21 protein-coding genes are annotated in these 26,329 nt (G+C 63.7%); 16 read left to right on the forward strand and 5 right to left on the reverse strand.

All coding sequences use genetic code 11. The features are described 5' to 3' along the window. The first annotated feature begins 114 nt into the window (after positions 1 to 114). Positions 115 to 1,290, forward strand: coding sequence for a Gfo/Idh/MocA family protein (locus tag Pan44_RS05845; protein WP_145028179.1), 1,176 nt, complete (start codon positions 115 to 117; stop codon positions 1,288 to 1,290). 61 nt (positions 1,291 to 1,351) lie between these two features. On the opposite strand, the gene Pan44_RS05850 is transcribed toward Pan44_RS05845, so the two are convergent. Then, positions 1,352 to 2,011, reverse strand: coding sequence for an ABC transporter ATP-binding protein (locus Pan44_RS05850; RefSeq protein WP_390620638.1), 660 nt, complete (start codon positions 2,009 to 2,011; stop codon positions 1,352 to 1,354). Between the two features lie 246 nt (positions 2,012 to 2,257). After that, a complete protein-coding gene (locus Pan44_RS05855) occupies positions 2,258 to 2,605 on the reverse strand; it encodes a YkvA family protein (RefSeq protein ID WP_145028183.1) in 348 nt (115 codons plus the stop codon). A gap of 241 nt (positions 2,606 to 2,846) precedes the next feature. On the opposite strand from Pan44_RS05855, the gene Pan44_RS05860 reads away from it, so the two are divergent. After that, complete coding sequence (locus tag Pan44_RS05860; protein ID WP_145028185.1) at positions 2,847 to 3,692, forward strand: alpha/beta fold hydrolase; 846 nt, start codon at positions 2,847 to 2,849, stop codon at positions 3,690 to 3,692. Positions 3,693 to 3,766: 74 nt separating this feature from the next. On the opposite strand, the gene Pan44_RS05865 is transcribed toward Pan44_RS05860, so the two are convergent. Continuing rightward, complete coding sequence (locus Pan44_RS05865; RefSeq protein ID WP_145028186.1) at positions 3,767 to 5,506, reverse strand: HAD-IIB family hydrolase; 1,740 nt, start codon at positions 5,504 to 5,506, stop codon at positions 3,767 to 3,769. Between the two features lie 228 nt (positions 5,507 to 5,734). Here Pan44_RS05865 and Pan44_RS05870 point away from each other — a divergent pair, with 228 nt between their 5' ends. The 5 genes from Pan44_RS05870 (at position 5,735) to Pan44_RS05890 (ending at position 10,798) form a co-directional block, all read left to right on the forward strand. Continuing rightward, positions 5,735 to 7,114 (forward strand): DUF1501 domain-containing protein, encoded by a 1,380-nt coding sequence (locus Pan44_RS05870; protein WP_145028188.1) that lies wholly within the window; start codon positions 5,735 to 5,737, stop codon positions 7,112 to 7,114. A 130-nt stretch (positions 7,115 to 7,244) separates the two neighbouring features. Then, entirely contained in the window at positions 7,245 to 8,261 is a 1,017-nt protein-coding gene (locus tag Pan44_RS05875) for an Ldh family oxidoreductase (protein ID WP_197453893.1), read from the forward strand. Positions 8,262 to 8,367: 106 nt separating this feature from the next. Then, entirely contained in the window at positions 8,368 to 9,801 is a 1,434-nt protein-coding gene (locus Pan44_RS05880) for a sulfatase (RefSeq protein WP_145028192.1), read from the forward strand. 32 nt (positions 9,802 to 9,833) lie between these two features. After that, positions 9,834 to 10,466, forward strand: a complete 633-nt coding sequence (locus tag Pan44_RS05885; protein ID WP_145028194.1) for a hypothetical protein — start codon at positions 9,834 to 9,836, stop codon at positions 10,464 to 10,466. A 146-nt stretch (positions 10,467 to 10,612) separates the two neighbouring features. Continuing rightward, positions 10,613 to 10,798, forward strand: coding sequence for a hypothetical protein (locus Pan44_RS05890; RefSeq protein WP_145028196.1), 186 nt, complete (start codon positions 10,613 to 10,615; stop codon positions 10,796 to 10,798). A gap of 7 nt (positions 10,799 to 10,805) precedes the next feature. Here Pan44_RS05890 and Pan44_RS05895 read toward each other — a convergent pair whose 3' ends face one another. Beyond that, the gene (locus Pan44_RS05895) at positions 10,806 to 12,023 is read right to left on the reverse strand and encodes a hypothetical protein (RefSeq protein ID WP_145028198.1); all 1,218 of its coding nucleotides are present in this window, start codon (positions 12,021 to 12,023) and stop codon (positions 10,806 to 10,808) included. 532 nt (positions 12,024 to 12,555) lie between these two features. On the opposite strand from Pan44_RS05895, the gene Pan44_RS05900 reads away from it, so the two are divergent. The 8 genes from Pan44_RS05900 (at position 12,556) to Pan44_RS05935 (ending at position 23,506) form a co-directional block, all read left to right on the forward strand. Beyond that, a complete protein-coding gene (locus tag Pan44_RS05900) occupies positions 12,556 to 13,542 on the forward strand; it encodes a GTPase (RefSeq protein ID WP_145028200.1) in 987 nt (328 codons plus the stop codon). Between the two features lie 144 nt (positions 13,543 to 13,686). Further along, positions 13,687 to 14,118, forward strand: coding sequence for an FHA domain-containing protein (locus Pan44_RS05905; protein ID WP_145028202.1), 432 nt, complete (start codon positions 13,687 to 13,689; stop codon positions 14,116 to 14,118). A gap of 348 nt (positions 14,119 to 14,466) precedes the next feature. Beyond that, complete coding sequence (gene aspS / locus Pan44_RS05910; RefSeq protein WP_145028204.1) at positions 14,467 to 16,245, forward strand: aspartate--tRNA ligase; 1,779 nt, start codon at positions 14,467 to 14,469, stop codon at positions 16,243 to 16,245. 233 nt (positions 16,246 to 16,478) lie between these two features. Next, positions 16,479 to 17,252, forward strand: a complete 774-nt coding sequence (locus Pan44_RS05915) for a DNA topoisomerase I (protein ID WP_145028206.1) — start codon at positions 16,479 to 16,481, stop codon at positions 17,250 to 17,252. A 163-nt stretch (positions 17,253 to 17,415) separates the two neighbouring features. Then, complete coding sequence (dapF, locus tag Pan44_RS05920) at positions 17,416 to 18,249, forward strand: diaminopimelate epimerase (protein ID WP_145028208.1); 834 nt, start codon at positions 17,416 to 17,418, stop codon at positions 18,247 to 18,249. Positions 18,250 to 18,303: 54 nt separating this feature from the next. Further along, on the forward strand, positions 18,304 to 19,152 hold the full coding sequence (locus Pan44_RS05925; RefSeq protein WP_145028210.1) for a hypothetical protein: 849 nt from the start codon (positions 18,304 to 18,306) through the stop codon (positions 19,150 to 19,152). Between the two features lie 202 nt (positions 19,153 to 19,354). Then, positions 19,355 to 20,368: a KpsF/GutQ family sugar-phosphate isomerase gene (locus Pan44_RS05930; protein WP_145028212.1), complete on the forward strand. Its 1,014-nt coding sequence runs from the start codon at positions 19,355 to 19,357 to the stop codon at positions 20,366 to 20,368. A 30-nt stretch (positions 20,369 to 20,398) separates the two neighbouring features. After that, positions 20,399 to 23,506: a hypothetical protein gene (locus tag Pan44_RS05935; protein WP_145028214.1), complete on the forward strand. Its 3,108-nt coding sequence runs from the start codon at positions 20,399 to 20,401 to the stop codon at positions 23,504 to 23,506. Positions 23,507 to 23,525: 19 nt separating this feature from the next. Here the strand turns inward: Pan44_RS05935 and Pan44_RS05940 are convergent, their stop codons facing one another. Beyond that, entirely contained in the window at positions 23,526 to 25,211 is a 1,686-nt protein-coding gene (locus Pan44_RS05940) for a hypothetical protein (RefSeq protein ID WP_145028216.1), read from the reverse strand. A gap of 585 nt (positions 25,212 to 25,796) precedes the next feature. Here Pan44_RS05940 and rsfS point away from each other — a divergent pair. Then, entirely contained in the window at positions 25,797 to 26,207 is a 411-nt protein-coding gene (gene rsfS, locus Pan44_RS05945) for a ribosome silencing factor (protein ID WP_145034925.1), read from the forward strand. Positions 26,208 to 26,329 lie beyond the last annotated feature (122 nt).

Here is a 26,329-nt window from a genome sequence, read left to right on the forward strand (position 1 = left end):
TGCAGTGGATGATCAGGCGGCGCCGGCTTCGCCAGATTGAAAGCCTCCTCGTTGAATAAACGAGGCGCAGTCAGTGCCACTCGCGCGGCCCATCGTGCAACCAGGGAGAGCGACATGAATCGACGTGACTTCCTCGCCCTGACGGCCGCCTTTCCCGCGCTCGCCGGGATGGCGCCCGGAAAGCGTTACCGTGTCGGCGTCATCGGGCATACCGGCCGGGGCAACTACGGGCACGGCCTCGACACGATGTGGAAGGAAGTTCCAGGCTGCGAGATTGTCGCAGTCGCCGATGCCGATGAAGCAGGGCTGTCCGCTGCGAAAAAGAAACTCGGAGTCGACAACGTCTTTCGCGACTACCGCGCGATGCTGGCGAAGTCCGCTGTCGACATCGTCGCCGTCGCCCCGCGATTCCTTGAAGAGCACCGCGACATGGCGGTCGCCGCAGCCCAGGCCGGTGCACGGGGCATCTACATGGAGAAGCCGTTCTGCAGGACCCCGAGCGAGGCGGACGAGATCGTCGCCGCCTGTGCAAAATCGGGAACCCGCTGCGCTGTGGCCCATCGCAATCGCTGGCATCCCGCGCTTATCCACGCGAAAAAGCTCGTCGACGAAGGGGGCATCGGCCGCGTCCTGGAGGTCCGCTGCCGGGGGAAGGAAGACGCACGCGGCGGCGGCCTCGACCTATGGGTACTGGGAACGCACGACCTCAACCTGGCAACGTTCTTCACCGGCCCGGCCGTCGCCTGCACGGCGACAATGCTGAACGCCGGCAAGCCGGCGACGCCGCTGGATGTCGTTCAGGGAGCAGAAGCGTCGGGGCCCCTGGCCGGGAACGAACTTCACGCCCGCTACGAAACCGAAAGCGGGATTCCGATTTTCTTCGATTCGATTGCGAAGGCCGGAACGCCCGAAGTCAACTTCGGGCTCCAGATCGTCGGCACGAAAGGGTTCATCGACTTCCGGATCGACCTGCCGAAATTCGCCCACGTCGTCTTCGGCAGCCCGACGCTCGCCAGCGACACGCCCCGCGAGTGGACGCCCATCACCAGCGGGGGCGTTGGAAAGCCGGAGCCCGACGGCACGCTCCACCAGCGTCTGGCCGGCCACATCCTACCAGCACTCGACCTGATCGCCGCCATTGAGGAGAATCGGCCGCCTCTGTGCAGCGACAAAGATGGTGCAATGACCGTCGAAATGGTCTGTGCGGCGTTCGCATCGCACCGGAACAACTCGGCACGCGTCGCCCTGCCGCTCGAGAACCGCGATCATCCCCTGGCCGGATGGAAGTAGCGTCCTCCTCTTCCCCCACCGCCCCCCGGCCTCTTCCCGACCTTCAGTTCAACACCTCTTTTCACCACTCCAGCAGACGCGCCGCCACCTTCTCGGTGTTCTGGTGCGACTCCATGACCTTGCCGTCGGAGACGTGCACCACGCGGTCGGCCATCTTCGAAATCACCGCATTGTGAGTGATCACGGCCGTCGTCGTCCCAAGCTCACGGTTCACGCGCTCGATCACTTCGAGCACTACGATCCCGGTATGCACATCCAGCGCACCGGTCGGCTCGTCACACAGGAGCACCTGCGGCCGTTTCGCAATCGCACGAGCAATGGCGACCCGCTGCTGCTGGCCCCCGGAAAGCTGCGCCGGAAAATGATCCATGCGGTCGCCGAGTTCGACCAGTTCCAGCGCCTCTTCCGGGCGCATCGGGTTCTTCGCGATCTCCGTGATCAGGGCGACGTTCTCGAGTGCCGTGAGGCTCGGAATCAGGTTGTAGAACTGAAACACGAAGCCGACGTGCTCGCGGCGGTAGCGGGTGAGTTCGGCATCGTCGAAGGCGGTCAGCTCGCGGTCGCCGTAGCGGATCGAGCCGCTGCTGGGGATGTCGAGCCCGCCGAGGATGTTGAGCAGCGTCGACTTGCCGCTTCCGGAAGGACCAAGCAGAACCACGAGTTCCGCCGGATAGAGCTCCAGATCGACGCCCCGAAGAGCGTGAACCTGGACTTCCCCCATGTCATACACCTTGGTGACACCGCTCGCCTGGAAGACGGGCGGGCCGGTATGGACGCGGGCGGGGCTGTGATCGGGAACGATGGCGGACACGGGCGTAGAGTCGGAAGACGGGAAGCTCCCCCGGTACTGTAATCCGCGGCTCTTCACCCGTCCCGGATCACGGGGCCCCAATACCGAATGAGCCCCGGAAGGAGCGACACGCATCTCGTGTCGCCGCTGCCGGGGCTCGAATTCTGATTCGCGACCTCAGCCGACTCGCGTCGCCGTCGTCTCGATCACCGTTCCGTTCACCGTCGTCGCGGCCGCCACGGGGGCTTTGCCGCCGCGCATCGCCTGCCACGCCTGGCTCAGTCCGAACCATAGAATCAGGCCGTCATCCAGCCAGCCCAGGATCGGGACGAAATCGGGAACTACATCGACCGGCGAAATCACATAAACCATCGCCAACAGGCCGAGGAGCGCGTTCAACTGGGGATTGCGGAGCGACTTTCCGCCTGCCAGGTGCGGCGAAGCGGTCGCCCCCTGCTGACGGTTCATGAACCGTCGCAGAATGGAGATCACAAAGCTGCGGAACATGGGCATTTCGGCATTCATTCAGATCAGGGACGGAGGACCACGCGAACGCTCGCGCATCGGAGTCAATTATCGCCCGCCACATGACCTGGAAAAGCGGAAACCGGCGCGGATTTTCTGAAATCGTCCCCGGAAAAACGACTGGTCGATCCGGCGATTCTTGCGACATTCGGTGGACGCCATCTCGAGGACGAGCGAATCGGCGGCGTGGTCTGTCGCTGCAGGCGCCGATGCCAACCTTGACCAGCCGGGGAGCAGTTTCTTGAGCACCTTCCAGACGAAAGACGGAACTCGGATCTACTACAAGGACTGGGGGACCGGCCCCGCCGTCGTCTTCAGCCACGGCTGGCCTCTCTCCGCGGATGCCTGGGACGCCCAGATGTTCTTCCTGGGCCAGAACGGCTACCGCGTCATCGCGCACGACCGCCGCGGACACGGTCGATCACAGCAAACCTGGGACGGAAACGACCTCGACACCTATGCCGACGACCTGAATGATCTCGTCCACGCTCTTGATCTGCGGGAAGTGACGCATGTCGGGCATTCGACGGGCGGCGGGGAAGTCGCGCGGTACATCGCCCGACACGGGACGAGCCGGGTGAATGCCGCCGTGCTCGTCGGGGCGATCCCGCCGTCAATGCTCAAGACGCCGGCCAACCCTGGGGGACTGCCTATCGAAGTCTTCGATGACATCCGTGCCAACCTATTGGCCGATCGTTCGCAATTCTTCCGCGACCTCAGCGAGCCGTTCTACGGCGCCAATCGCCCGGGCTCGAAAGTCTCCCAGGGGCTGCGCGATTCCTTCTGGCGGCAGGGAATGCAGGCAGGGATCAAACCGGCCTACGATTGCATCAAGGCCTTTTCGGAAACCGACCAGACCGCTGACCTAGCCCGGTTGGACGTGCCAACGCTGATCGTCCACGGCGACGACGACCAGATCGTTCCGATCGGCCCATCAGCGCACGCCGCAGCAAAGCTGGTCAAGGACGCCATTCTCAAGGTCTACCCCGGTGCATCACATGGCCTGACGGCGACCCATCAGGACCAGGTCAACAACGACCTCCTGGAATTCCTGAAGAAACACGCCGGGCAAAGCCCGGCTTCATGAATAGAAGGGCTCGATGAAGAAAACGCGTCTCCCCGGGCTTGTCGATCACGGGAACAGGCTGGGCCCTTGCGCGTTTACTGCGCCTCCTTCACCGGCATCGGCACGCTCGCTGGCAGCGTATAATCGCGCTCCACGGTCGCCCGGACCGCCTCGCGCGATTCTTTCGGCGTCACCCCGTCCGTCTGCTCGATCCTTCGTACCTCCGCCCCGAGTGCGACGTCCTTGATGCACTCGGTGAACCACCGCGAGTAATCGCCGCGGCTCAGGTGGTACATCCACGTGTCGTCGTCGATTCCCTCGGCCAACTGCAGGAACATCATGATGTTCTGGGCACGCAGGTGCATCGTCGAGGCCGGCCCCGTGAAGTAGAAGCTCCGCTCCTTCGAAAGTTCTCCTTCCACGTACTTGCGGCGATGACGGTGCCGCTCCGTCTTGCTGGGGTAGGCTTTGACCAGTCGGGCCGGGCCGTCGGAATCGCGTCGCCAGATCAGGACTTCTCCCGACTGTTGCGGCAACTCCCCAATCTCCGGAACCGAGGCGCCGACCGCGGTGGCAAACTTCTGGATGTTCTCCCGCGCGTTCTTGCCCACCGCCACGATGTACTGGATTCCGTCCAGGATCGAAGGCGGCAACAGATCCGGGTGCACCGTGATCAGAAGGGTGTTCCGCAGCGTCTCCGGCATCACGGCCTCGGCCGGCTTCCAGTCGGCCGGCATCAGGTGATGAGCTTCGTCGAGAATCACCCAGTGAGGATGCCCGGTCTTGCTCCGCTTCTGCATCAGGTCCGACATCAGCGTCAGGAAGAACGGCGGCCGGTCCGCAATCTTCATCCCCGTCATGCACACCACGGCGTTTGACATCGGATTATCGAGAAGCCGCAGGATCTCGTCCTTTGGAGGAGGCGACTGCGGCCCGCCGAACACCACCGCCCCCTCAAATTTCTCGTAGTCCCCTTCAGGATCGATCAGGCAGAACTGGTACCGCTGCTCGATCAGCGACTCCACGATCCGCGTCGCCACTGTCGACTTTCCGCTGGCGGAGGGACCGCAGATCAACACCCCGTTCGTGTACGGCGGCAGACAGACTTCCTCCTCCCCGCTCTTGCCGACAGGCAGGTAATGCCGCGTGAGCCGCTTGTCGAGATCCGACAGGTCATTGCGGATCATCCCCGTGATGAGCTGGCTGACTCCTTTCCCATGATCGAGCGTCGTCACGATGTCAGCCGTGTCTTTCACCGCCGGCAGGGCGTTGGAGACCGCGGCCGAAACTTCGCACATCCGCAGCAGCGCGTGGTCATTCTCCGCGTCGCCGACCGCCACCACGTTATGAGGCGACAGGTTCATCACCTTCAGCGCCGCTTTGAGTCCCGACGCCTTGTTGACGTTGGCGGGGAGGATCATCACCGCCCCCTTGTTGAAGATCACCTGCATTTCGAGACCCATCTCATGGATCACTTCCAGGCAGGTCTTCTCATGCGGCTCCCAGGTGGCGACGATCACCCGTCCTACGGAGATCGGGCCCACACCCCGGCTCTTGAGTCGTTCCACAAACTCCGGCTTGGGGGGATCGGCCAGCGGCCGCTCTTCCTTGGTCGCCGGGCAATACAGCAGTCCCCCGTTCTCGGCAACCACCCACTCGAAGAGATCGAGATCAGGGCAAACGGTCTTCAGTTCGGGAAGTTCACGGCCGGTGACCATGATCAGCCGCCGGCCCGAGGCCAGCAGCTTCTTCAGGTGATCCACCGTCTCCGCGTCGACTGCTCCATGGTGGGCCAGCGTGCCGTCATAGTCGGTGGCGAGAGCGTGATAGCGCATGAATCCATCAGGAAAAGCGAGGGTTCGAAGTTGCCCCCCGATTGTGACGACGATTGGCGAGGGGAACAGGGGGGCGTTGTCCGCCGCCTCCCGGGAACGCCTTCAAAAAACGGACTCCGACCACCAGTTTGGCCCGCCCGGGTGGTATAGTGCCGTTTCCAGGAGCAGGGCTTCTGCCGCCCTGCTGAATCGGAATCGACGGAAGTGCGTCTGCGGAGGAGTGTCGACATGCTGACCTTCACTGGCGATGGCCGCGCCCATACCTGCAACGGCGTCACCCGCCGCGATTTCCTCCAGGTTGGCTCACTCGGGGCCGCCGGGCTGTCGCTCCCTCAGTACCTGCAGGCGAAGGAACAGGGCCAGTTGAAGAGGCCGGGCGACGACCGCTCGTGCATCATGATCTTCAACCTCGGCGCGCCCAGCCAGCTCGACACCTTCGACATGAAGCCCGACGCCCCTGCCGAAGTCCGCGGACCGTTCCAGCCGATTTCAACCAGGTCAGGCGAGTTCCAGCTCTCCGAGATCCTCCCGAGGCACGCCGAGGTCGCGGACCGGTTTTCCATCGTCCGCTCGTGTCATCACACGAGCGCCGCCGTGCACGACGCCGGCTGGCAGGTGATGCAGACGGGACGCATCTTCTCGGGAGGAGTCAACACTCCGCACGCCGGCTCGGTCGTCAGCTTCCTCAAAGGACGAAAGACCGACCTCCCTCCGTTCGTCCTGCTTCCCGAGCCGATGGGACGCGGCGGCGGCAACCTCCCGAACGGTCAGGCTGGCGGATTTCTCGGCAAGGCTCAGGACCCCTTCGCCCTGATGGCCGATCCCTCGCTGAAGAACTTCAAGGTTCCCGACCTCCTCCCCCCGCCCGACATGGCAACGGTCCGGCTCGATCGCCGCCGCAAGATGCGGTCGATCGTCGATGACGCCGTCAAGCAGTTCGAGGCCTCGGAAAGCGCCGCGCTCCTCGACAGCAACTTCCAGGCGGCATTCCGCCTGATGACGAGCACCCAGGCCCGCGAGGCGTTCGACCTGTCCCAGGAACCGACCGACGTCCGCGAACGCTATGGCATGAACCGCTTCGGGCAATGCTGCCTGCTCTCGCGACGACTCATCGAATCAGGAGTGCGGTTCGTCACGATCAACACCTTCCTCACCGTCTTCGATGAGATCACCTGGGACATTCACGGCTCGAAGCCCTTCACCTCGATCGCCGGCATGCGCGACATCGTCGCCCCGATGTACGACCAGGCCTATTCCGCCCTGATCAGCGACCTCGACCAGCGTGGCATGCTCGATTCAACGCTCGTCTGCAATCTCGCAGAGTTTGGACGCACCCCGCGCGTGAACCCCGCCGGCGGTCGCGACCACTGGCCGCAGTGCTACTCGGTCTACTTTGCGGGCGGCGGCGTGAAAGGGGGCCGCGTCATCGGCGCGAGCGATCCGATTGCGGCCGTGCCTGCCGATCGCCCGGTTCAACCCGGCGACATCATGGCCACGATCTTCCACAGCCTCGGGCTCGACCCCGAAGGAACACTGCCCGGCCCCAACGGACGCCCCTTCCCGCTGGTCGACAGCCAGTTCCACCCGATACACGAACTGTTCGCCTGAGGGACGGGTTTTCCCGCAGGTCCGCTCCCCAAAGGCGGCGACGGCGGGCCTTTTGCCCTTTTGCGTCCAGGGCCCGCTCCTAGAATGCGTGCATCCTGCCTCCAGAACTCGATCCCGTCCGAAGATCGCTGTGATCCCAGTCTCCATCGAGTCCGCCCGCGATCTTCTCCTGCGGCTATTCGCTTCCAAGAGCCTCTACAAGTTCGACGCCGAAACGCTCGCGCAGCGATTGATTGACGCCGACCTCCGCGGACAGCACTACTACGGAGTCGCTTCCGCCACGAGAATTCTCGATGCGATCGCAGCCGGCGACATCGACCCGCGCGGCCGCCCCATGCTGGTCCACGAAACCCCCGCCATCGCTGTCTTCGATGGCAGCCGCGCCGCCGGCCCCATCGCTGCCACCAAAGCGATGCAGACCGCCATCGCCAAGGCGAAGGAAGTCGGCGTCGGCACCGCCGTCGTCGGAAACAGCCAGACCCTCGGCGCCGCATCGATCTTCGCCCTCCTCGCTGCCCGCGAAGGATTGATCGGCTTCGTCACGTCCAGCACCGGCGGAGCGACCGTGGCCGCCGCAGGCTCTGCGCAACCGGCCGTCGGCAATCATCCACTGTCGTGGGCCATCCCTGTTCCCGGCCGCAATCCGTTCGTCGTCGATTTCTCCTGCGGCTCGATCAGCTGGAGCGACGTCGAACAGGCCAAACGCCGCGGCGAAGCCCTCCCGCCAGGGGCAGCACTCGATGAGAACCAGAATCCCACCTGCGATCCGGCTAGCGCGCACACGCTCCTGCCGATGGGCGGGCCGCGAGGCTTCGGGCTGTCGTTCGTCTGCTCCGTGCTCACCGGCGGCCTGGCAGGCGGGAAGCTTCCGGTTCGAAAAAAACGGCCGGGAACCGCCGAGGACTCGCAGCACTTCTTCCAGGCCATCGCCCCGGGGTCTTTCGTCGATCCCGAGCGCCTCGCCAAAGAGCTTTGCTGCTCGATGGATGAAATCCGCCAGCGGTGTTGCGCCGGCGAATCCGGTGCCATGCGGTTTCCGGGCGATGAAGACGCCGCCCGTGCGGAGCGGATCGAGGCCGACGGAATTCCGCTCGAGGACCACGTCCACGCGGAACTCGGTCAGCGGGTCGCCGGCGGCTGGAAGTGAAACCTTCGATGCCGCAGAATAAACAGCTGACGCTGAGCGTCACATGCGCAGGCGGGGCGACGCAACGGCGCGCGCCCGGTTTCCCCTGACCCAAGAGGCTCCCGCCATGTTCCGTGTGCTGACTGCGCTGACACTTTCTCTTCTGCTCGTCGCCCCGGCGGCCAACTCCTTCGCGGCCGACAGGCCCAACGTGTTGATGATCGCTGTCGACGATCTCAACCACTGGGTCGGACATCTCGGCCGCAACAAGCAGACGCAGACCCCCAACCTCGATGCCCTCGCGGCCCGGGGAGTGACCTTCACTCACGCCTATTGTGCAGCGCCCGCGTGTAATCCCTCCCGCGCGGCTCTGATGACCGGCATTCGCCCCTCCACCAGCGGTGTCTATTACAACTCGCAGGACTGGCGGCCCCACATTGCTCCGGAAAAAACGCTCAACGCCACCTTCAAAGCGGCCGGATACAACCTCTACGCCAGTGGAAAGATCTACCACGGCGGCTACGACCGGAAGACCGAGTGGGACGACTACCTCAAGCCGTCCAGCGATCCCAGGCCAAAACCGGGGCAGAACGACGGAGTCGGCGGCATCAAGTTCGCCCCGCTCGACTGCAACGATGAAGACCTCGAAGACTGGAAGATCGCCGACTACGCGATCGAGCGGATCGGCCAGACTCATGACAAGCCGTTCTTCATCGCCTGCGGTTTCCACAAACCGCACATGCCCTGGAACGTTCCGCAGAAGTACTACGACAAGTTCCCGCTCGCCTCGATCGAACTGCCTCCTTACCAGAAGGATGACCTGAAGGACGTCCCTGCCGAGGGCGTGAAAATGGCCAAGCCCGACGGCGACCACAGGCAGATGGTCGAATCGGGGCGCTGGAAGGAAGCAGTGCAGGCCTATCTGGCGACGATCAACTACCTGGACATGAACGTCGGCCGGGTGATCGCCGCGCTCGACAAAAGCCCGTACAGGGACAACACGATTATCGTCCTCTGGGGAGACCACGGCTGGCATCTGGGCGAGAAAGACCACTGGCGCAAGTTCGCCTTGTGGGAAGAAGCCTGCCGCATGCCGTTCATCTGGGTGGCCCCCGGCGTCACGAAGGCCGGCGGGGTCTGCTCCAGCCCGGTCGACCTCATGAGCGTCTACCCGACTCTCTGCGAACTCGCCTCGATCACAAAGCCGGAACACGTCGAAGGCGTCAGCGTGAAGCCGCTCCTCAGCGACCCGAAGGCCCGCTGGGAACATGTCGCGCTGACGACGCATGGTTTCAAGAATCACTCCATTCGCACGGAAGCCTGGCGCTACATCCAGTACGTTGATGGCAGCGAAGAGCTGTACGACCACCTGAAAGGCGACGACTTCGAGTGGACGAACGTCGTGGGTGACACGCACAACACCAGGGCGAAAATCGCCTTGGCGGCCAACCTTCCGCAGACGAACGCTGAAGGCGTCGCGGCCAGCGGATCGCCCAATGGCGGTGGCGGCGGGAAACGCCAGGGGCAGCGGCGCGCGAAGAAGGCCGCCGCGAACGATTGAGGCCGGGAATCTGAAGGAACCACGGAATCGGAATGGGACGCCCCGAAGCCGATCTCTCCATGACCGCGGTCACTTCGAAACCAGCCACTCGACCAGTCTCCGGCGTCTGGGGTTTGATCGCGCTGGCGGGCGTCGTAGTGGCGACGCTCGTCGCGGCGGAGTCTCCTGCCGCCCTCACACGGACCACGATCCATCTCGCGCTCGTTGAGTACGCCGCCGCGCTCTGGATGATGACGAGTCTCTCCGCCGACGACTGGCGCGCAACGACTTCGCCAGGCATCGCGGTCCGCTGGCTGTGGACCTGGGCCTGCGTCACGTTCCTCGTCCACGTCGCCTGCGCGTTCCATCTCGTGCACCGCTGGTCGCACGCCCATGCGTTCGAAGCAACGCGGCAGGAGGGAGGCTTCGGCGAAGGCCTCTACGTCAACTACCTCTTCATGATGCTTTGGATCGGAGACGTCCTCTGGTGGTGGATCTCTCCTGACAACTATGCCGTCCGATCACGTTGGATCGGCCGAACCCTGCATGCATTCATGCTGTTCATCGCGTTCAACGCAACCATCGTTTTCGAGGTCGGTCTCGTCCGCTTGGCAGGCGCGGCGGCGTTGATGGCGCTGGCCGCGCGATGGCTCGTAATCGCGAAACGCGCGCAGCCCGATCAGTGATCTCGATGTTTACTGCAACGATCATCGGACGTGATTGTCGACCTCGGGCAGGCACGATATAAACCTGCCCAGAGAAGAGGTGGTCGTGGATGGCCACCGTTCAAGCCAGCGAAGAACGCAGGCGTTCACACAGACGGAGCGAGATTGTGGAACCGCTTGAGATCGAACTGGAAGTTGGAGAGACTCTGATCCTCGGCGACCACAGACTCACGCTGCTCGAAATCGACGGCGAACTCGTTGCGGTCCGAGTCGAATCTCCCGACGACTTCTACTTCGACCCGACGGCCATCGGCGACGTCCATCCGCGCACCCGGACTTTCACACGCAGCTGAAGGCGTCTTACGACGGCCAGTCGTCCGGGATCGACGTCAGCGTCACAAGATCGTCATCTGCATCGGCGACCGTGCTGGAATCGATGATTCGCACCGCCGCAGGGGCCACGGGCGGTGCTGGCTTCTGGGGGGCAACCTGACGCGGCGCCACCGGAGCGATCGGCATGGGCTGCCTGGGCACGGCATTCCGGCCAGTCGGCATCCGCAGGAAGAAGTCTGGAATCTCTGAAGGTAACGCCCCCCCGGTTGGCAACGTCGGCGTCAGGGTCGTCGCCATGTCCTGCAGCTCGGCAGCCGTCGCGAGCGGCGCTTCGATTTCGGCCTTCGATTTCGGCACGGCAGCTGCCGGCTTCGCGGTCGCCGCAGTCGGAGCAGGTGCGGGGGCGACAGGAGCAGCCGGCGGAGTTGGAGCAGCAACGGGCGTCTCAGGCTCAGCGTGCGGAGCAGGCGACGATTTGAAGATCTCGGGGAACGCCTGGACCGGCAGGGCCGCCTCAGACGGGGCTGCCGGCAGTTCGTCCACCGGAGACTGGCCGATCAGGGCGTCGATCTCATCGGTCTGCGTCAACGCCGATGCAACCGCGGTCGTCTGTGACAGCGAGACGGTGGAAGCAGGTGCATCACTGTTCAGGACGCCTGCAGCTTCCTCTTCAGCAATGGTCGGATCGCCCGTAACAGGCAGGTCCATCCGCGAATCGAACTCATCCCCCCACACGTTCTCGACCCCAAGTTCGGGGTCCGAGACGTCACCGTCGTCGCCGCTGAAGGCCGGAGGAGGAACAACCAGCATCGCCTCGTCGAATTCGTCGCTCGCCAGGTCGCTGGCATTGCCCGGATCGATGAACACCGGCAGTGCGTCGTCCGAATTCTCCGGCGGTGCGGGAACGGGAGTGCCATTCACAATCGCGGCCACCGCGAGCGCGTCGGTGTCCAGGGCGGGTGCGTCTTCGGAAGGTTCGACCGTCTGGACGGGCGTCTCAATCACGACCGGCGCAGCAGTAGCGGCCAGTGCCTGCATCGAAGCGAACTTGAACAGGCAGTAGGAAAGCAGGCCGCCAATGAAACAGATCGCCACGGCAACGCCGCTCGCGATGCTCCCCATCAGCAGGTCCCCCTCCTGGAAACCATTGAAGGCGAGGAATCCGCCAGCGGCCGTCGCCAGCAGTGTTGCGGCCGACGCAACCCATCCGCCGAGCCGGATCACTTTCGAATCACGCAGATTCATGCGAGGAATCACCTCGGTTCGAGCCCCCCTCGTGACGGGGACGACTCGAACTCACGTCGGACAAACTTACGGAAGACAAGCCAGTTCACGCAGCCATCGACCCGAAGCAGGACGCCTCAAACCGCCAGAACGTTCCCGCACTCAAGCCACTTCAGGGCCAGAAAACTGGCCCGGCTGTACCACCGAAGCCGGATTCACTCCGACCGGCCCACAACCCCTTCCCGTTCAACAGTCCATCCAAGTGGGGACATTCAACGAATACCCCCTCGCCCGAATATACCTCCTCATGCAGAGGGAGGTTCTACGCAACTCCAGATTATGATAGAGATTTCGGCGTTCCACCGCGAGACACGCCTCAACGACCCTCACAACCCGATCCTCCGCGGCGACGACGCCCGCGCCGGCATCGCCCCGCGAAGATTTCACACAATCCACGGACAGTTCAGGGGATACAACCCCGCTCGCCACGCGGGACCGTGGCCCGACCGCCTGGCGTCTCACTCGGCCCGTCCTGCCGGCTCCCCCCTTCGTCATGCCCGCCAACCTGACTCCCCAGTATCAGAAAGCCGAGGCGGCCTACCGCCGCACCCAGTCTGCAGACGAACGAGTGACCTGCCTGGAACGCATGCTCCAGCTCATCCCCAGGCACAAGGGAACCGAACGGCTTCAGGCCGACCTGAAAACGCGATTGAAGGAAGCCCGCCAAGAGGCGCACGCGGAAAAGTCGGCCCCGAGGTCGACTCGCACGTACCGCATTCCCCGCCAGGGCGCTGGAACCGTCATCCTGATCGGCGCCCCCAACTCGGGAAAAAGCCTGCTCCTTCAGGAGCTCACCAGCGCCCGACCGGAGGTCGCCGCCTATCCCTTTACCACGCGCGAGCCCCTGCCCGGCATGATGCAATGGGACGACGTCGACGTTCAGCTTGTCGACACGCCACCGGTGACCGCCGGACATATCGAGCCATACCTGACCAGTTTCGTCAGGGCTGCGGACGCCGTCGTGCTCTGCGTCGATGGATCGAACGATGACTCCCCGCAGGAAGCCTGCGATGTCATTTCCCAGCTCGCGAACCGCAAGACCCGCCTCGCGACGGCGACCGGCTTCGATGAGGACGACATGACCATCGTCAACGTCCGCTCCCTCGTCGCCGTCACTCGTGCAGGCGATCCCGACGCGGCCGTGCGGCTCGACATGTTCCGCGAATCGAGTGGTTCCAACCTCGAAGCCCTGCTCGTGGAATGTGACGCCCCGGCGACGCTCGACCCTCTCCGGGAGGCCATCTACCGCATGCTGTGTGTCATGCGCCTCTACACCAAGCGCCCCGGAACTCCCCCCGAGATGGATCACCCGTTCACGCTCCCTCCGGGATCGACCGTCGAAGACCTGGCCGAGCGGGTTCACCACGACCTGGCCGCCCGACTCACCCATGCCCGCGTCTGGGGAGCTGCCGGCGAGGGCATCGTGGTGGGCCGGGGTCACGTGCTCCACGAGGGCGACCTTGTCGAGTTGCACGGATGAAAGGGCTTCGACGCCGACTGTTGTAATGATCTGCACATCCCGCCTCCCCCCATCTTCCGCATCCCATGGCCCCAGGCGAACTTCGCGTTGACTTCCCCGCAAAAGCCCCGGAAAATCCCATGACCTCGTGACTGCGGAGAGCGGATGATTGCCACCCTGATTCCACTCGATGGATCGCCGCCGATTCACATCGTGCGGGACGTCACCGTCGTCGGACGGAAACAGGGACTGTGCGACCTGATCTTCGACCACGAGAGCATCTCAAAAATGCACTGCGTGATCGCCCGCACCGATGGCCTCCTGTTCTTCCGCGACCTCGGCAGCACCAACGGCACCCGCGTGAACGGCCAGCGCGTAGTTCGCGGAGCCCTCCTGCCCAATGACGAACTGGCGTTCGCCGCCCTCAAATTTCGCGTCCACCTGGGCCCCGGAGAGATCGAAGCCCGCCCGGAAGAACGGACGGAAATGTTCGACGTCTTCCCGAAACAGTCGGTTGAAGGCCCCTTTGGACACGACAAGACCCGCGACAGCAGCCGGGATCACGAGATCCTCGCCGACTCCCGCGTCGGCGACTGAGCCCCCCGCAACCCGAAATCAGGCCCGGAACACCAAACGCCAATTGCAAATTCCGGCCTGTCCCTCTCAAATTCCCACCGAGCCGGACTCTCGTAGTGGGGTGGCCGGGGCTGGACGAAGCGCAGCGAAGCAGGCCCCGGTTCAAGCGTGACCGAGATCTCGTTTCCTGAGGGACTCTTCCACCAGGAACTGGCGCCTTCGAGTTGATCCTCGTCACCCACCCGTTCCGGCTCGCAACCGGGGTTTCGCCGACAATCGGCCCCAACCCCGGCCGCCCATCCGTGTCTGCGTGATGGGATTTCAGCTCAGATTCAGATTGACACTTTGCGGTCGAGGGGAGTCGGAACGGTGTTGCGGACGCATACTTGCGGTGAACTGCGGAAGAGCCATCTGGGCCAGACGGCCACGGTCTGCGGCTGGGTCGACAAGTATCGAGACCACGCCGGCATCGTGTTCATCGACCTGCGCGACCGGTACGGCAAGACTCAGATCAAATTCGACCTCTCCGAAAGCAGCGACATCCAGAAGACGGCCCGGCATCTGCGGCACGAAGACGTCGTCCAGGTCACGGGGGTCGTCCATTCGCGTCCCGAAGGCCAGGACAACCCCAAGCTCGAAACCGGTCAGGTCGAACTGCTCGCGCAGACCATGACCGTCCTCAACAAGAGCGCCACTCCGCCGTTCGAGCCGGACGGGCAGACGATGCCCAACGAAGAACTCCGGCTCACGCACCGCTACCTCGACCTCCGTCGGCCGGCGCTGCAGAAGAACATGATCATGCGCCACAACCTCGCCAAGGTCGTGCGCGACTACTTCGACGAACGACAGTTCCTCGAAGTCGAAACCCCCATGCTCGGCCGCAGCACGCCCGAAGGCGCTCGCGATTACCTCGTCCCCAGCCGGGTCCACGAAGGATCATTCTTCGCCCTGCCCCAGTCGCCCCAGCTCTACAAGCAGACGCTGATGATTGCCGGCTACGACCGGTACTACCAGATCGCCCGCTGCTTCCGCGACGAAGACCTCCGCGCCGACCGCCAGCCCGAGTTCACCCAGATCGACGTCGAAATGGCCTTCGTCGAACGGGAAGACCTCCTGTCGACGATCGACGGACTCGTCGCCGCCATGCTGAAGAAGATCCGCGGGATCGACCTTCCGCTGCCGCTCCCCCGCTACAGCTACCGCGAGGTGATGGAGAAATACGGCTCCGACAAGCCGGACCTCCGTTTCGGCCTCGAGATCACCGACATCACCGATATTGCGAAGGACACCAGCTTCGGCGTCTTCAAGCAGACGGCCGAGGCTGGCAATCACGTCCGCGGCCTGTGCGTGAAGGGCGCCGCCGACAAGTTCAGCCGCCGCATCCTCGACAACGATTTCAAGAACCTCGTCGGTGATTACGGCGCAAAGGGCCTCGCCTACTTCAAGGTGGCCGGCGGCAAGCTCGAATCCTCGATCGCCAAGTTCCTCACCGAGGACCAGCAGAAGGCCGTCGTCGAACGCATGAAAGGGGAAGACGGCGACCTCCTCCTCTACGTGGCAGACACCTACAAGGTCTGTTGTTCGGCCCTCGCCGCATTGCGCACAAAGCTCGGCAAGGAACTCAACCTCTACGACCCGAATACCTTCCAGGTCGCGTGGGTGCTCGACTTCCCGCTCCTGACCTGGAACCCGGAAGAGAACCGCTGGGACGCAGAACACCATCCGTTCTGCTCGCTGGTGCAGGAAGACGTGCAGCACCTCAGCAGCGACCCTGGCAAGATCCGCGCACAGTCCTACGACCTGATCTGCAACGGCTACGAAGCCGCTTCGGGCTCGATCCGAATTCACGATCCAGCCATCCAGCAGCAGGTCTTCGACCTGCTCAACATCACTCCGGAAATGGCCCAGGCCAAGTTCGGCTTCCTGATGGACGGTCTCAAGTACGGTGCCCCGCCCCACGGCGGTATCGCACTCGGCTTCGACCGCTGGGTCATGCTGCTGGCCGGCTGCGACAACATCCGCGACGTGATCGCCTTCCCGAAAACCCAGAAGGCCAGCGACCTGATGACCGGGGCCCCCAGCCCTGTCGACCAGCGCCAGCTCCGCGACCTGCACATCAAACTCGCCGATCCTCCGCCGGCAAGCTGATTCGATTCGGTGAACCGCTCGGCCGATCGTCGCGTTTGAAAGTTCACCACAGAGACACAGAGCCAGGGAGAAGCGGGAGATCGCGGCCAAAGCGTTGCTGCCGCCGAACTGAATTCACGACATTCAGAGAATCGCGAGTTCAAATCCGAGCCAGTCATGACAGCGGCGATCTCCCTCTTCTCTGCGTTCTCCGTGTCTCCGCGGTGAACTTCTTCAACTGAGAGCGAGCCACCGTGCCAGGACTCGTCCGCGAACTGATTGGCCCCATCATCGAGCCGGTTGTCCGGCCGATCATGCGGCCCATCACGCGGCTGCTCGTGGGCTTCATCGCGGTTCCCATCTTCCGGCTCTTCCGTCGCAAGGTCGTCCGGGTTCAGGACCTCAACGCCGAGCTCGAGAAGGACATCGACCAGTGGTTCCGCGCCTCCATCCTCCTGCTCTTTGCCACGAAGAACATGGAGATGACGCTGTTCCAGGGGTGGATCGAGAATGAGGTCCACTTCAAGGGCGAGGCCATCGAGATCTCCTGGATCACGCTCGGCCTCCGCATCATGTTGGCCATCGGCGTGATCGAGGCGATGCCCGATCAGATGCTCTTCTCGCTGATTCACCCCGGCCTGAGGCGAGTAAAGCCTGATCGCTCCAAAGGACTCTTGCGGGGCCTGTGGAAGCAGTGGAAGAACATTCTCCTCGGCTTGACCTGCCAGCACCTCAACCGCTCATCGCCCGTCTTCGCGATCCTCTCCACAATCCTCCCCGATCGCCTCGGCTGGATCTTCTTCACCCTGGCCGTCACTCAGTATCTCATCATCGGCCTCGTCACCTCCCGCGACAAAGCCCTCGATGTCCTCAACCAGTTCGACCGCCGCATCGCCGAGCAGCGCAAGGACCTCATCGAAGAGCTGCAGATCGCCCACGACAACCCGGACCACGCTCCCGGCATCGACCAGCCCCACGATGACGTCGTCCCGGCCCCTGTATCCGGAGCGGGAACATCAGCCCGTTGAACACGCGCGAGCGGGTCGGAGAGTCGCCATCCCACCCAGGCGCCCACTCGCCCCAGCCTGCCTGGATTCCTCGACACAATTGCTTTTTCCTTCATTCAATCTTCAAATTGCGAAACGCCGGCAGCGCTCAACGCCCGTCGGCTTCTGGAGAAACGGTGCGGCGATGAAGTTCACGAAGATGCATGGCGCGGGGAACGACTACGTGTACGTCAACGCGTTCACGGAAAAACTCCCTTCCGACCTCGGTGAACTCGCCCGAAAAATGGCCGACCGGCACTTCGGCATCGGCGGCGACGGAATGATCCTCATCTGCCCGTCCGAGCGCGCCGATGCCCGTATGCGGATGTTCAATCTCGACGGCTCCGAAGGCGAGATGTGCGGCAACGGCGTCCGCTGCGTCGGCAAATATGTCTACGACCACGGCATCGCCACGAAGGAAACGGTTACGATCGAGACCGGCCGCGGCGTGCTTACGCTGCAGCTCTTCCCGGAGAATGGCAAAGTCGCCCGCGTCCGGGTCAACATGGGCAAGCCGATCTTCAACCCCATCGAGATCCCCACCACGCTCACCGGCGAGCCGCCGAAGAGGCAGCCGGTCCAGGTTGCCGGGCGGACGGTCGAAGTCACCGCGATCTCCATGGGCAACCCGCATGGCGTCGTGTTCGTCGACGAGCCCACCGACGAGTGGGTTCTCTCGATCGGCCCGAAGCTGGAAACGCATCCCGTCTTCCCTCGCCGGGCGAACATCGAGTTTGTGAAGGTGCTCTCCCGCACCGAGTTCCAGATGCGCGTCTGGGAGCGCGGCAGCGGGGAGACCTGGGCCTGCGGCACCGGCGCGTGCGCCTCGGCGGTCGCGGGAATGATCAACGGCCTGTTCGATCGGAAGGTCCTCGCCCACCTGCGGGGCGGCGATCTGGAAATCGAATGGGCCGACAGCGGTGAAGTGTTCATGACTGGCCCGGCCGCGGAAGTCTTCAGCGGCGAATGGCCCGAGTAAGCGTCCTTCAGCAGTTTGAGAATCTGTAGACCCGGCGACGAAGGAGCGTCCGATATGCTCGCATTCCAGGAAGGTGACGGTTCGCGGGAGCCTGCCCCGAACTCCTCCACGCAGACTTCGGATTCCACGGTGGAACTCCCCTGCTTCACCGGGAATCCCGAGGCCCCCTGCCCCTCCCCCGCGACGGAGCCGCCCCCATCCCGGCCAGCGGAAGAGGACGAGCACGCGGAACTCCGCGTCTCCCTGATAGGCGAAGCGACTGTCGATTCGCCGGATGACCTGGTGATCGGATGTGACGACGACGCGGTCGACGATCACGACGCGCCGCTGCAGGCCCTGCTCCCGCTGCTTCAGCGTTCGGAACCGCTCACCTGGGTTTTCGCCGGCGCCCGCATCGCAGGCGACGTCTCCATGAGCGCCGGGCGACTCGTCGGCGAGTGGTTTGCCGAGGAATGGCGGGCCGAATCAGGCCGGGCGACCGACCTGGTGATTGATGCAACCTGGCCCGCCAGCACGCTCTCGGTCCTGAAGACGCACCTCAAGACGCGCATCGTCCGGCATCGACCGGATGTCGCCGTCCTCTTCCTCGATCGATCGGACTCATCCGGCGGCGTCGAGCAGTTGCCCCAGTTCGAACGCCGGATGGTGGCCGTCCTCAGCGTCCTCTCGGAGATCGGCGCCCTGGCCGTCGTGGTCCAGCCTCCGCTGCGACAGGACGACAACGATATCGATGCCGAAATCTACTTCGAGGCCATTTCCGGCATCGCCCGCGAACGGAGCCTCCCCCACCTCGTGCTGCCGGAGGACGGCACGCCCTCCCTGCGCAAGGGCCCCGATGCCCAGGCACGCAACGCCGCGCTTTTCTTCTGCCGGGAAGTCATGCGCAGCCTGACAGATTCCTGACCCGGTTTCCGCATCTCTGCGACTTCCCGGACAGCACTCCACAAGTTCTGACGCAGACATGTGTTGCGGCGGAATCCGGGAGAAGGGATTCCCCTCCCCTGGCGGAGTTCCGATTGACCGTTTTTGCCTGCCGGCCATAGACTTCGCCCCCTCGTCACGATGACGGGCAACGCGTTTGAGTTTGAGCGAAGGATCGCCGCCCATGGCCGCTCTGGCCGAGTCAATCGTTCCGTATTCGCAGTTCGATCAACTGCGCGAAGCGCGGGAGATCATTCGGCTCGAAGCCAACGCTCTCCTGGACGTCTCGCAGCGTCTGGATACCGGATTCTGTGACGCCGTCGAGTCGGTCCTCGCCTGTCGCGGAGCCGTCATCGTCACCGGCATGGGCAAGGCCGGTCTCATCGGGCAGAAACTCGTCGCCACCCTCTCCTCCACCGGCACCCGCGCCCACTTCCTGCATCCGGCAGAGGCCGTGCACGGCGACCTCGGCTGCATCCACACCGACGACGTCGTCCTCGCGCTCTCGAACAGCGGCGAGACGGAGGAAATCACCCGCATCCTCCCGTTCATCGCCTCGCAGCGCCTCCCCCTGATCGCGATCACCGCCACCGAACACAGCACGCTGGCCGCTCAGGCGACCGCACTCATTACGCTCGGTCGGCTTCGCGAGGCTGGCCCCCATGGCCTGGCCCCGTCGACGACCACGACCGCCATGCTCGCCGTCGGAGACGCCCTCGCCCTCGTCGTCAGCCGCCTCAAGGGATTGACCCCTCAGCGCTTCGCAACGCTCCACCCCGCCGGCAGCCTGGGCCGCAAGCTCAAGTGCGTCGTCGACACCATGCGTCCGATCGAACAGGTCCGCGTGGCATCATCTTCAGCCACGGTGCGGGAGGCGTTCACTTCGCAGTCACAGCCCGGACGTCGCAGCGGCGCGCTGCTGCTCGTCGACGAAGACGGCCGCCTGGATGGACTGTTCACCGACAGCGATCTCGCGCGTCTGCTCGAACACCGTCGCGACGATGCACTCGACCAGCCGATCCGCGACGTGATGACCCGCACTCCGATGACGATCGCCTGCACTGGCTCCCTGGCAGACGTCGTCGACCTGCTCTCCATCCGCAAGATCAGCGAACTGCCGGTCGTCGATGCGGAAGGACGGCCCGCGGGGCTGATTGACATCACCGACGTCATCGGCTGGACGCCGGTGGCGGGGTAAGCCGAAAGGCCGCGGCCACAGCTCGTCAAAATGAACCGCCTCACCCTGACCCTGCTGACCACGCTGGCGCTCTTCTGCGTCTATCGCGTGTATGCCGTGGTCCTCGGCCCGATGACCCGCACGCAGGTCATGCCCGTGGCCCCGCCCGTCGCGAGGATCACCGGAAGCGGTCACGCATCCCACTCGGCCCGCAACGCGGCTCGTCAGTTCCTCGCGCAGCAGCCCTGGGCCGAGAACGCCAAATTCACCTGGGAGCAACTCGACCAGAAATTCATCTACTTCAACGAGATTGGTCCCGTCGAAGGCAAAGGGCAGGTCGAGAACCGCAACCAGTACCGGTTCCGCCCGTTCGCCATGATCGTGCAGAATCCTTCGCGCCCCGACGATCCGCCGACCGTCCTCGCCGCCGATGAAGCCCGGGTCACGTTCCGAGACAAGATCGAGCAGTTCGGCACGGGCGACTCCGGAAACAACCGCATCATCGGGGCGGAACTCGACACTGGCGTCATGCTCACCGGCCCGAATGGACTGATCCTCCGCGGACGCAACTTCGTGTTCTCGGAAACCACCCGCAGCCTGTACAGCGACGAACCGCTGCAGTTCGGGTTCGGTCCCACGTCGCGCTCGAAAAGCCGCTTCCTCTGCGACGCCGAAGGCATCGCGATCACACTGGAAGCGGGAAACAGCGACATCCTCGGCAAGGATCTCCCCCGCATCGCCGACTTCGAGCACCTCACGCTCCGAAGGAACGTCAATTTCCAGATCGACTATGAAAGCCGTGGCAAGCTGACGCCCGTCCGGGTGACGAGTGCCGGCTCGTTCGAATTCAACCGCGAAACGTCCAAGGCCAGCTTCGACAACGACGTCAAGGTCGTGCAGCGCACCTCCAACGAGGACGAAGCCCCGCTCCACAACAGGCTGACCTGCGAGCGTCTCGAGTTGCTCTTTGACGCACCTCCCCCCGCCATCGCGCCTCCCGCGGACAACGCCTCGAAAGCCAAACGCAATCGCAAGCAGGAACTCTGGGACGAAAAGGTCCGATCGATTGCCGGCATGACGCTGCACTTCGTCGTGGCCCTGTCCCGACCTCGGTCGGATGAGGAGGCGGGACGCGTGCAGTTCGTCTCCGAAGAGAATTCGCTCACCGCCAGCATGGAACAGGCGACGTTCGACGCACAGCAGGGAGTACTGTTCATCTCGGATCCGGAGAAGAGTGTCATCGAACGACACGATCCCGACAAAGGGACCGTGACGCGACTGCTGACGCGGCGAATGCTGATCGGGCTCGAGCTCGTGGACGACCAGCCGGCCCCCGATTCGAAGAGCGGCATCCCGCCAGTCCGTCGAAAGTTCGGCGCGCTCGACTGGGTCAAGTGCGAGGGGCTCGGGCGCATGCTGCATATCGACGAGGCCACCGGCCAGTCCCTCTTCGATGCCCACTGGACTGAAAAGCTCAATCTGACTCCCGATGTGAATTCGGCCGACAGCAGAACCGCCCCCCGACTGCTGAAGTTGGAGGGTAAGGCCAAAGTCGTTCACGGCCTCGATCAATGGCTCCGCGCCGACACGCTCACACTGACCCTCCCGCCGGAGATCTTTCAAAACCTCGATGCGAACGCGAACGACGACCACCGTCTGACGTCGCTCCCGGTTCGTCGGGCCGTCGCCAAAGGAAACGTCGAGTTCGGCGGCCTCGAAGCGACCGGAGTGACCAACTCCCTCGATGTCCTGATTGTCGAAGGCAAACCGCCCGTGGTCGCCCGGCAGCCCTCCTCACGCCAGCCTGGCCAGAAGGGACACCGAAAAACTCCGACGACAACTCCCCCCTGGGAACTCCAGCGCTGCGACCGGATCGAAGCCGAAGTCGTTTTCGACCCCGAATTGCAGGAAGCGGGTCTCCGGACGGCGACCGTGCACGGCCCCTTCGAGATCCATCGTCCAGAACTCGTCAAAGGAGCGACCGACGAAACCAATGGCCGCGTCAGGATCGGCGGCCAGAAGATGATGATCTCCAACGAGGGCGATGATCGTCAGATCGTCGCACTGGTCGGCAGGATGCACGGCGGCAAGTGTGTCGAACGGGCTCGGATCCATTCCGGAGCCGCCTCTCTCGAAGGCGACCAGATTCAGTTCGATCGCGCGCGATCAACCATGAATGTCACAGGGCGGACGGAGGTCACCTGGCCCGTGCAGGGAGACCTCACCGGGAAGCAGCTGGCGACCTCGATGCTGATGACGGTCGGTTGTGCAGAGGGCCTGGCCTTCAATGGACAGGACGCAACGTTCTCGCGGAACGTCGTCGTCCGCATGGAAGACGAAAGCCGGATGTCGTGCGACGTCCTGGTGGTCGGGCTCGATCGCCCCTGGTCGTTCAACAGCATGGGCAGCAAGGCGACGCGCCCTGAAGTCAGCGTCATCCGCAGCCCGGGCCGCGTCAGCGTCAACATGGTCGAATGGCAAAAATCGTCCCTGGCGCGGATCGTCGAAGCCGAACTCGGCTCCTTCGAGGTCCATCCCCGGGAGGGGAACGGCCAGTTCCGCGGAAGCGGTCCCGGCACAATGAGACAGTGGCAGCGCGGATCGTTTCATTTCCGAGTGACTCCCGAAGCCTCGGCCAGCGCGAATCGCCCGGCAGCCTCCACCGAACTTCCCTGGAACTTCGTCCAGCTCGACTTCCAGGGGCAGGTCACCGGGAACGTCCGGCAGAGGTTCGCCACGTTCGAGGATCGCGTAAAGGCGATCTACGCCCCAGTCAGCCAGGCCGGAACCCCTTTCAAACGCCACGAACTCTCCGGCAACACAGAGTCAGCCAAACGAGCGGTCTGGGTCGGCTGCGATCAGCTCAATGTCTCGCTGACCGAGCAGAAGCCGGAAGCCCCCAACGGCTTCATCACCCTCAACGCCCAGGGCCGGGTCGAGCTCGAGTCGCAGAAGGTCCAGGCGAACGCCTACCAGATCAGTTTCGAAGAGGAGAAAGATATCTTCGAACTCCGAGGACGTGGCGAGGAAATGGCCAGCATCTACTTTGACAGCGGACCGGAGCGAGGCCGCATCCCCGGCCGCGTCATCCAGTTCAACCTGAAAACCGGCACTCCCAAGATCGTCGAGGCGGGAACCGTCACCAGCGGCAGCCGGTAGTCAACCCGCCCCGCGGCCATCACAGCTGGTTCCGGTCGTACTGCCGCGCCAGGAACAGCGCAAAATACTTGATGAATCCCTCGTCAAACTCGAGCCGGGTCCGCACGCCGCTTTCCGTCGGCCGCGTATACACCTTGAATGCGTCATTCGTCGCGCCGAATGCCTGGTCGGCCAGTTCGTGGCGCGTCACGTCGAACCGGTTATCCTGATTCGGCGTCAGCGATTGCCACGCCGCACGCCGCAGGATCACGACAAGCGGGTCCGATTGTCCGCCAGGCGCCGGCCCGCTCGTCAGCACCCGGTCCATCGTGTCCCGCAACGTGTCAAAGGCTTTGTCGGCTCCGAACGAGAACCAGAACGCTTCCTGCCCCGCGCCGCACCAGAACGCCGGTACGCCGCCAAAGAACTTTACGTCCTCCTTGTCCTTGGGGCCGAAGCGGTTGAACGCCACCCCCTGGTGCGAATCGAGGTTGGTCTCGATCAGGACATCGTTCTTCTCTTCCTCTGCAATCTGCTGCAGCACATTGACGAGCGCCGGCGCTGCCGCACTCGCCCCCTGCAACTTCACCCCACCGACGACAACGAACTTCCCCGGCTCCGGAACCGCGACCTGCACGAACCCGTCGATGTGCCCCGCGGCGACCGTCGCGGCCGCAACGTCACACAGCGTGTTCGCACCGCTCGAATCCCGGTTCTTCGCGGTCAACTCTTCCGTCATCTTGATTCGCGCCGCCTCGACAAGCTCCGCCGAGTTCTGACGCTCCCGCTTATTCATCCGCCACGACAGCGACACCGTCAGCGGCTTGCCCGTGTCCTGCTGCGCGATATGGAAGAAGCTCGGCCGGCCCGCCAGATCCTTCAGCGACTTCGCGTAGTCGCTGTCGGGTTTCGCAATGATCGTCAGTTCGAGCACCCCCTTTCGCAACTGCTCATTGCCGTCCCAGCCGATGGTGATCTCATCGACCTGCGTGAGCAGTTCCTCGAGCGCCTGCATCGTTCCCTGGGCGTTGGCCTTCCGGAACCGGTACTCGCCTTCCCCCTCCCCGTCACGCCTCTGCATCTCGGCTTCGGTGGTCGTCCGCAGAAACGTCACGAACACGTCCCGCAAAAGCGGCGGGACGCTGTTCACGCGCAGCGAGAGCGCCACGTCGTACCGCGAAGTCAGCGTCTCGCTGATCTTGATCGGGTCGGGCAGTCTCTCGTCGATCAGGATTTCGCTCGGAGTCATGTACATCAGCCCATCCGTGAACAGGGCAATCTGCTTTCCCTGTCCTGTCGGCATCTTCACCTCGTAGCGGTTCTCGCCCACCTTCTCGAAATCCATCCGCCCGAGCGCCGCCGTCTTGATGAACTCGTCCGCGCTCGAGGCCGGCATGTACAGCACCGGCATTGGCCTGGGAGGCAGGCCAGGCTCGAGAAACATCATCACCCCCACCGGCTTCGTCCGGTCGACCCCTTTCAGGTCGTTCGCATTTCCGGCCAGGATCGACATGTAGAAGTCGTAAACGTCCGGACGGTCGATCGACCGGAACATGAACTCCGTGTCTTTCAGCAATCGCTCGACGCTCGCGATATTCAGAACTGCGAACGGCACTGGAGGAGCCGTCTCGACCGGCGGCGCAGCTGCGTCCTGGGCCCTCGCGTCCAGGGCGAAGATCGCCAACCCGACACAGACGCACGTCGACAACACAATGCGGCGCAACATGTCTCGAATCCTTGTGACCAGGTCGACGACCGTCGCTGCTACGGAAACGCAGGCGGCTTCGGCGACCTCAGAGCAGGCCGAACGGACGTTCATCGTACCTGTCGGCCGATGGGAAGGCATCTCCCGCCCCATCCGAATGCCGCCAGCTCGCATGCCTGCCCGTTGCTTACGTTGCCGACGGGCGGATCGATCAAATGAATCTCACGTAAAATCAGGGCGAGAACGGTCTTGTCTCGCCCGTGGGCCGATGGAAGAATACGAAGGCCGCCGGGAACGCGCCTCGATCCCGGAGGGCCGGAAGTGAACTGTGAAACACGGGCGGCGATATGATCTCGCCGCTCACAACGAACGGAGCGAACCTCACCTTTGAGACGCTTGTCACATTCAGGCACTGTCGCCGGTGACCCGTTGACGTTCGTCCCGCACAAGGCTGCGGGTTCGACAGTCAGCGGGTTTGTCGTTTTCAGGTTCTGAAAAAAACGAAGCACTCTCCGGGAACACAGTTTGCGGATTGGTTATGACAACGCCCACGAGCGGCCGGGTGGTCCGGCAGCGGATGGCGTGTCCAACGGAGACGATTGAATGATGCCAGTCGTGTCGCCTACCGGGTCAGTTTCTCGATCACGCAGCAAAGCGCCCGATCGTCGGGCGGCAATCGCGCGGAGTCGCGAACTGGCAATTCTCAGTGCGCGATCGTGTGACGACTTCCGGGGCAAGGACACACTTGTGCTGGATGTCTCCCACATCACGCCGCTCTTCGATTACTTCGTCATCACCACCGGCACCAACCCCCGCCAGATCCGGGCCATCGCCGATGGCGTCGAGGCCACGATGAAAGAGCATGGCTCCCCCCGCCAGAGTGTCGATGGCCGCGACTCGGGCAACTGGATCGTCCAGGACTATGGCGACGTCGTCCTGCACGTCTTCACCCCCGAGGGACGCAGCCAGTACGATCTCGAAGGTCTCTGGGGCGACGCCAAACGCGTCGACTGGTAATTGATCAAAGGCCCTCATCCGCACGGCCGGCACGCCACAAGCGTGTCGACTGCCGCGGGAGAGGGTAGGAAATGAAGCGCGATCGACTGCTTCGCGGGGCCACTCCCGCAGGCAGTTCGTGT

It is taken from the genome of Caulifigura coniformis (assembly GCF_007745175.1).
Classification (GTDB): domain Bacteria; phylum Planctomycetota; class Planctomycetia; order Planctomycetales; family Planctomycetaceae; genus Caulifigura; species Caulifigura coniformis.

Coding starts and splice junctions, on each gene's coding strand:
- Pan44_RS05870 (WP_145028188.1), top strand. CDS start 5,735: ATGCTGACCTTCACTGGCGATGGCCGCGCCCATACCTGCAACGGCGTC.
- Pan44_RS05900 (WP_145028200.1), top strand. CDS start 12,556: ATGCCCGCCAACCTGACTCCCCAGTATCAGAAAGCCGAGGCGGCCTAC.
- Pan44_RS05845 (WP_145028179.1), top strand. CDS start 115: ATGAATCGACGTGACTTCCTCGCCCTGACGGCCGCCTTTCCCGCGCTC.
- rsfS (WP_145034925.1), top strand. CDS start 25,797: ATGCCAGTCGTGTCGCCTACCGGGTCAGTTTCTCGATCACGCAGCAAA.
- Pan44_RS05940 (WP_145028216.1), bottom strand. CDS start 25,211: ATGTTGCGCCGCATTGTGTTGTCGACGTGCGTCTGTGTCGGGTTGGCG.
- Pan44_RS05895 (WP_145028198.1), bottom strand. CDS start 12,023: ATGAATCTGCGTGATTCGAAAGTGATCCGGCTCGGCGGATGGGTTGCG.
- Pan44_RS05855 (WP_145028183.1), bottom strand. CDS start 2,605: ATGAATGCCGAAATGCCCATGTTCCGCAGCTTTGTGATCTCCATTCTG.
- Pan44_RS05905 (WP_145028202.1), top strand. CDS start 13,687: ATGATTGCCACCCTGATTCCACTCGATGGATCGCCGCCGATTCACATC.
- Pan44_RS05880 (WP_145028192.1), top strand. CDS start 8,368: ATGTTCCGTGTGCTGACTGCGCTGACACTTTCTCTTCTGCTCGTCGCC.
- Pan44_RS05865 (WP_145028186.1), bottom strand. CDS start 5,506: ATGCGCTATCACGCTCTCGCCACCGACTATGACGGCACGCTGGCCCAC.
- Pan44_RS05930 (WP_145028212.1), top strand. CDS start 19,355: ATGGCCGCTCTGGCCGAGTCAATCGTTCCGTATTCGCAGTTCGATCAA.
- Pan44_RS05850 (WP_390620638.1), bottom strand. CDS start 2,011: ATGGGGGAAGTCCAGGTTCACGCTCTTCGGGGCGTCGATCTGGAGCTC.
- Pan44_RS05885 (WP_145028194.1), top strand. CDS start 9,834: ATGGGACGCCCCGAAGCCGATCTCTCCATGACCGCGGTCACTTCGAAA.
- Pan44_RS05935 (WP_145028214.1), top strand. CDS start 20,399: ATGAACCGCCTCACCCTGACCCTGCTGACCACGCTGGCGCTCTTCTGC.
- Pan44_RS05925 (WP_145028210.1), top strand. CDS start 18,304: ATGCTCGCATTCCAGGAAGGTGACGGTTCGCGGGAGCCTGCCCCGAAC.
- dapF (WP_145028208.1), top strand. CDS start 17,416: ATGAAGTTCACGAAGATGCATGGCGCGGGGAACGACTACGTGTACGTC.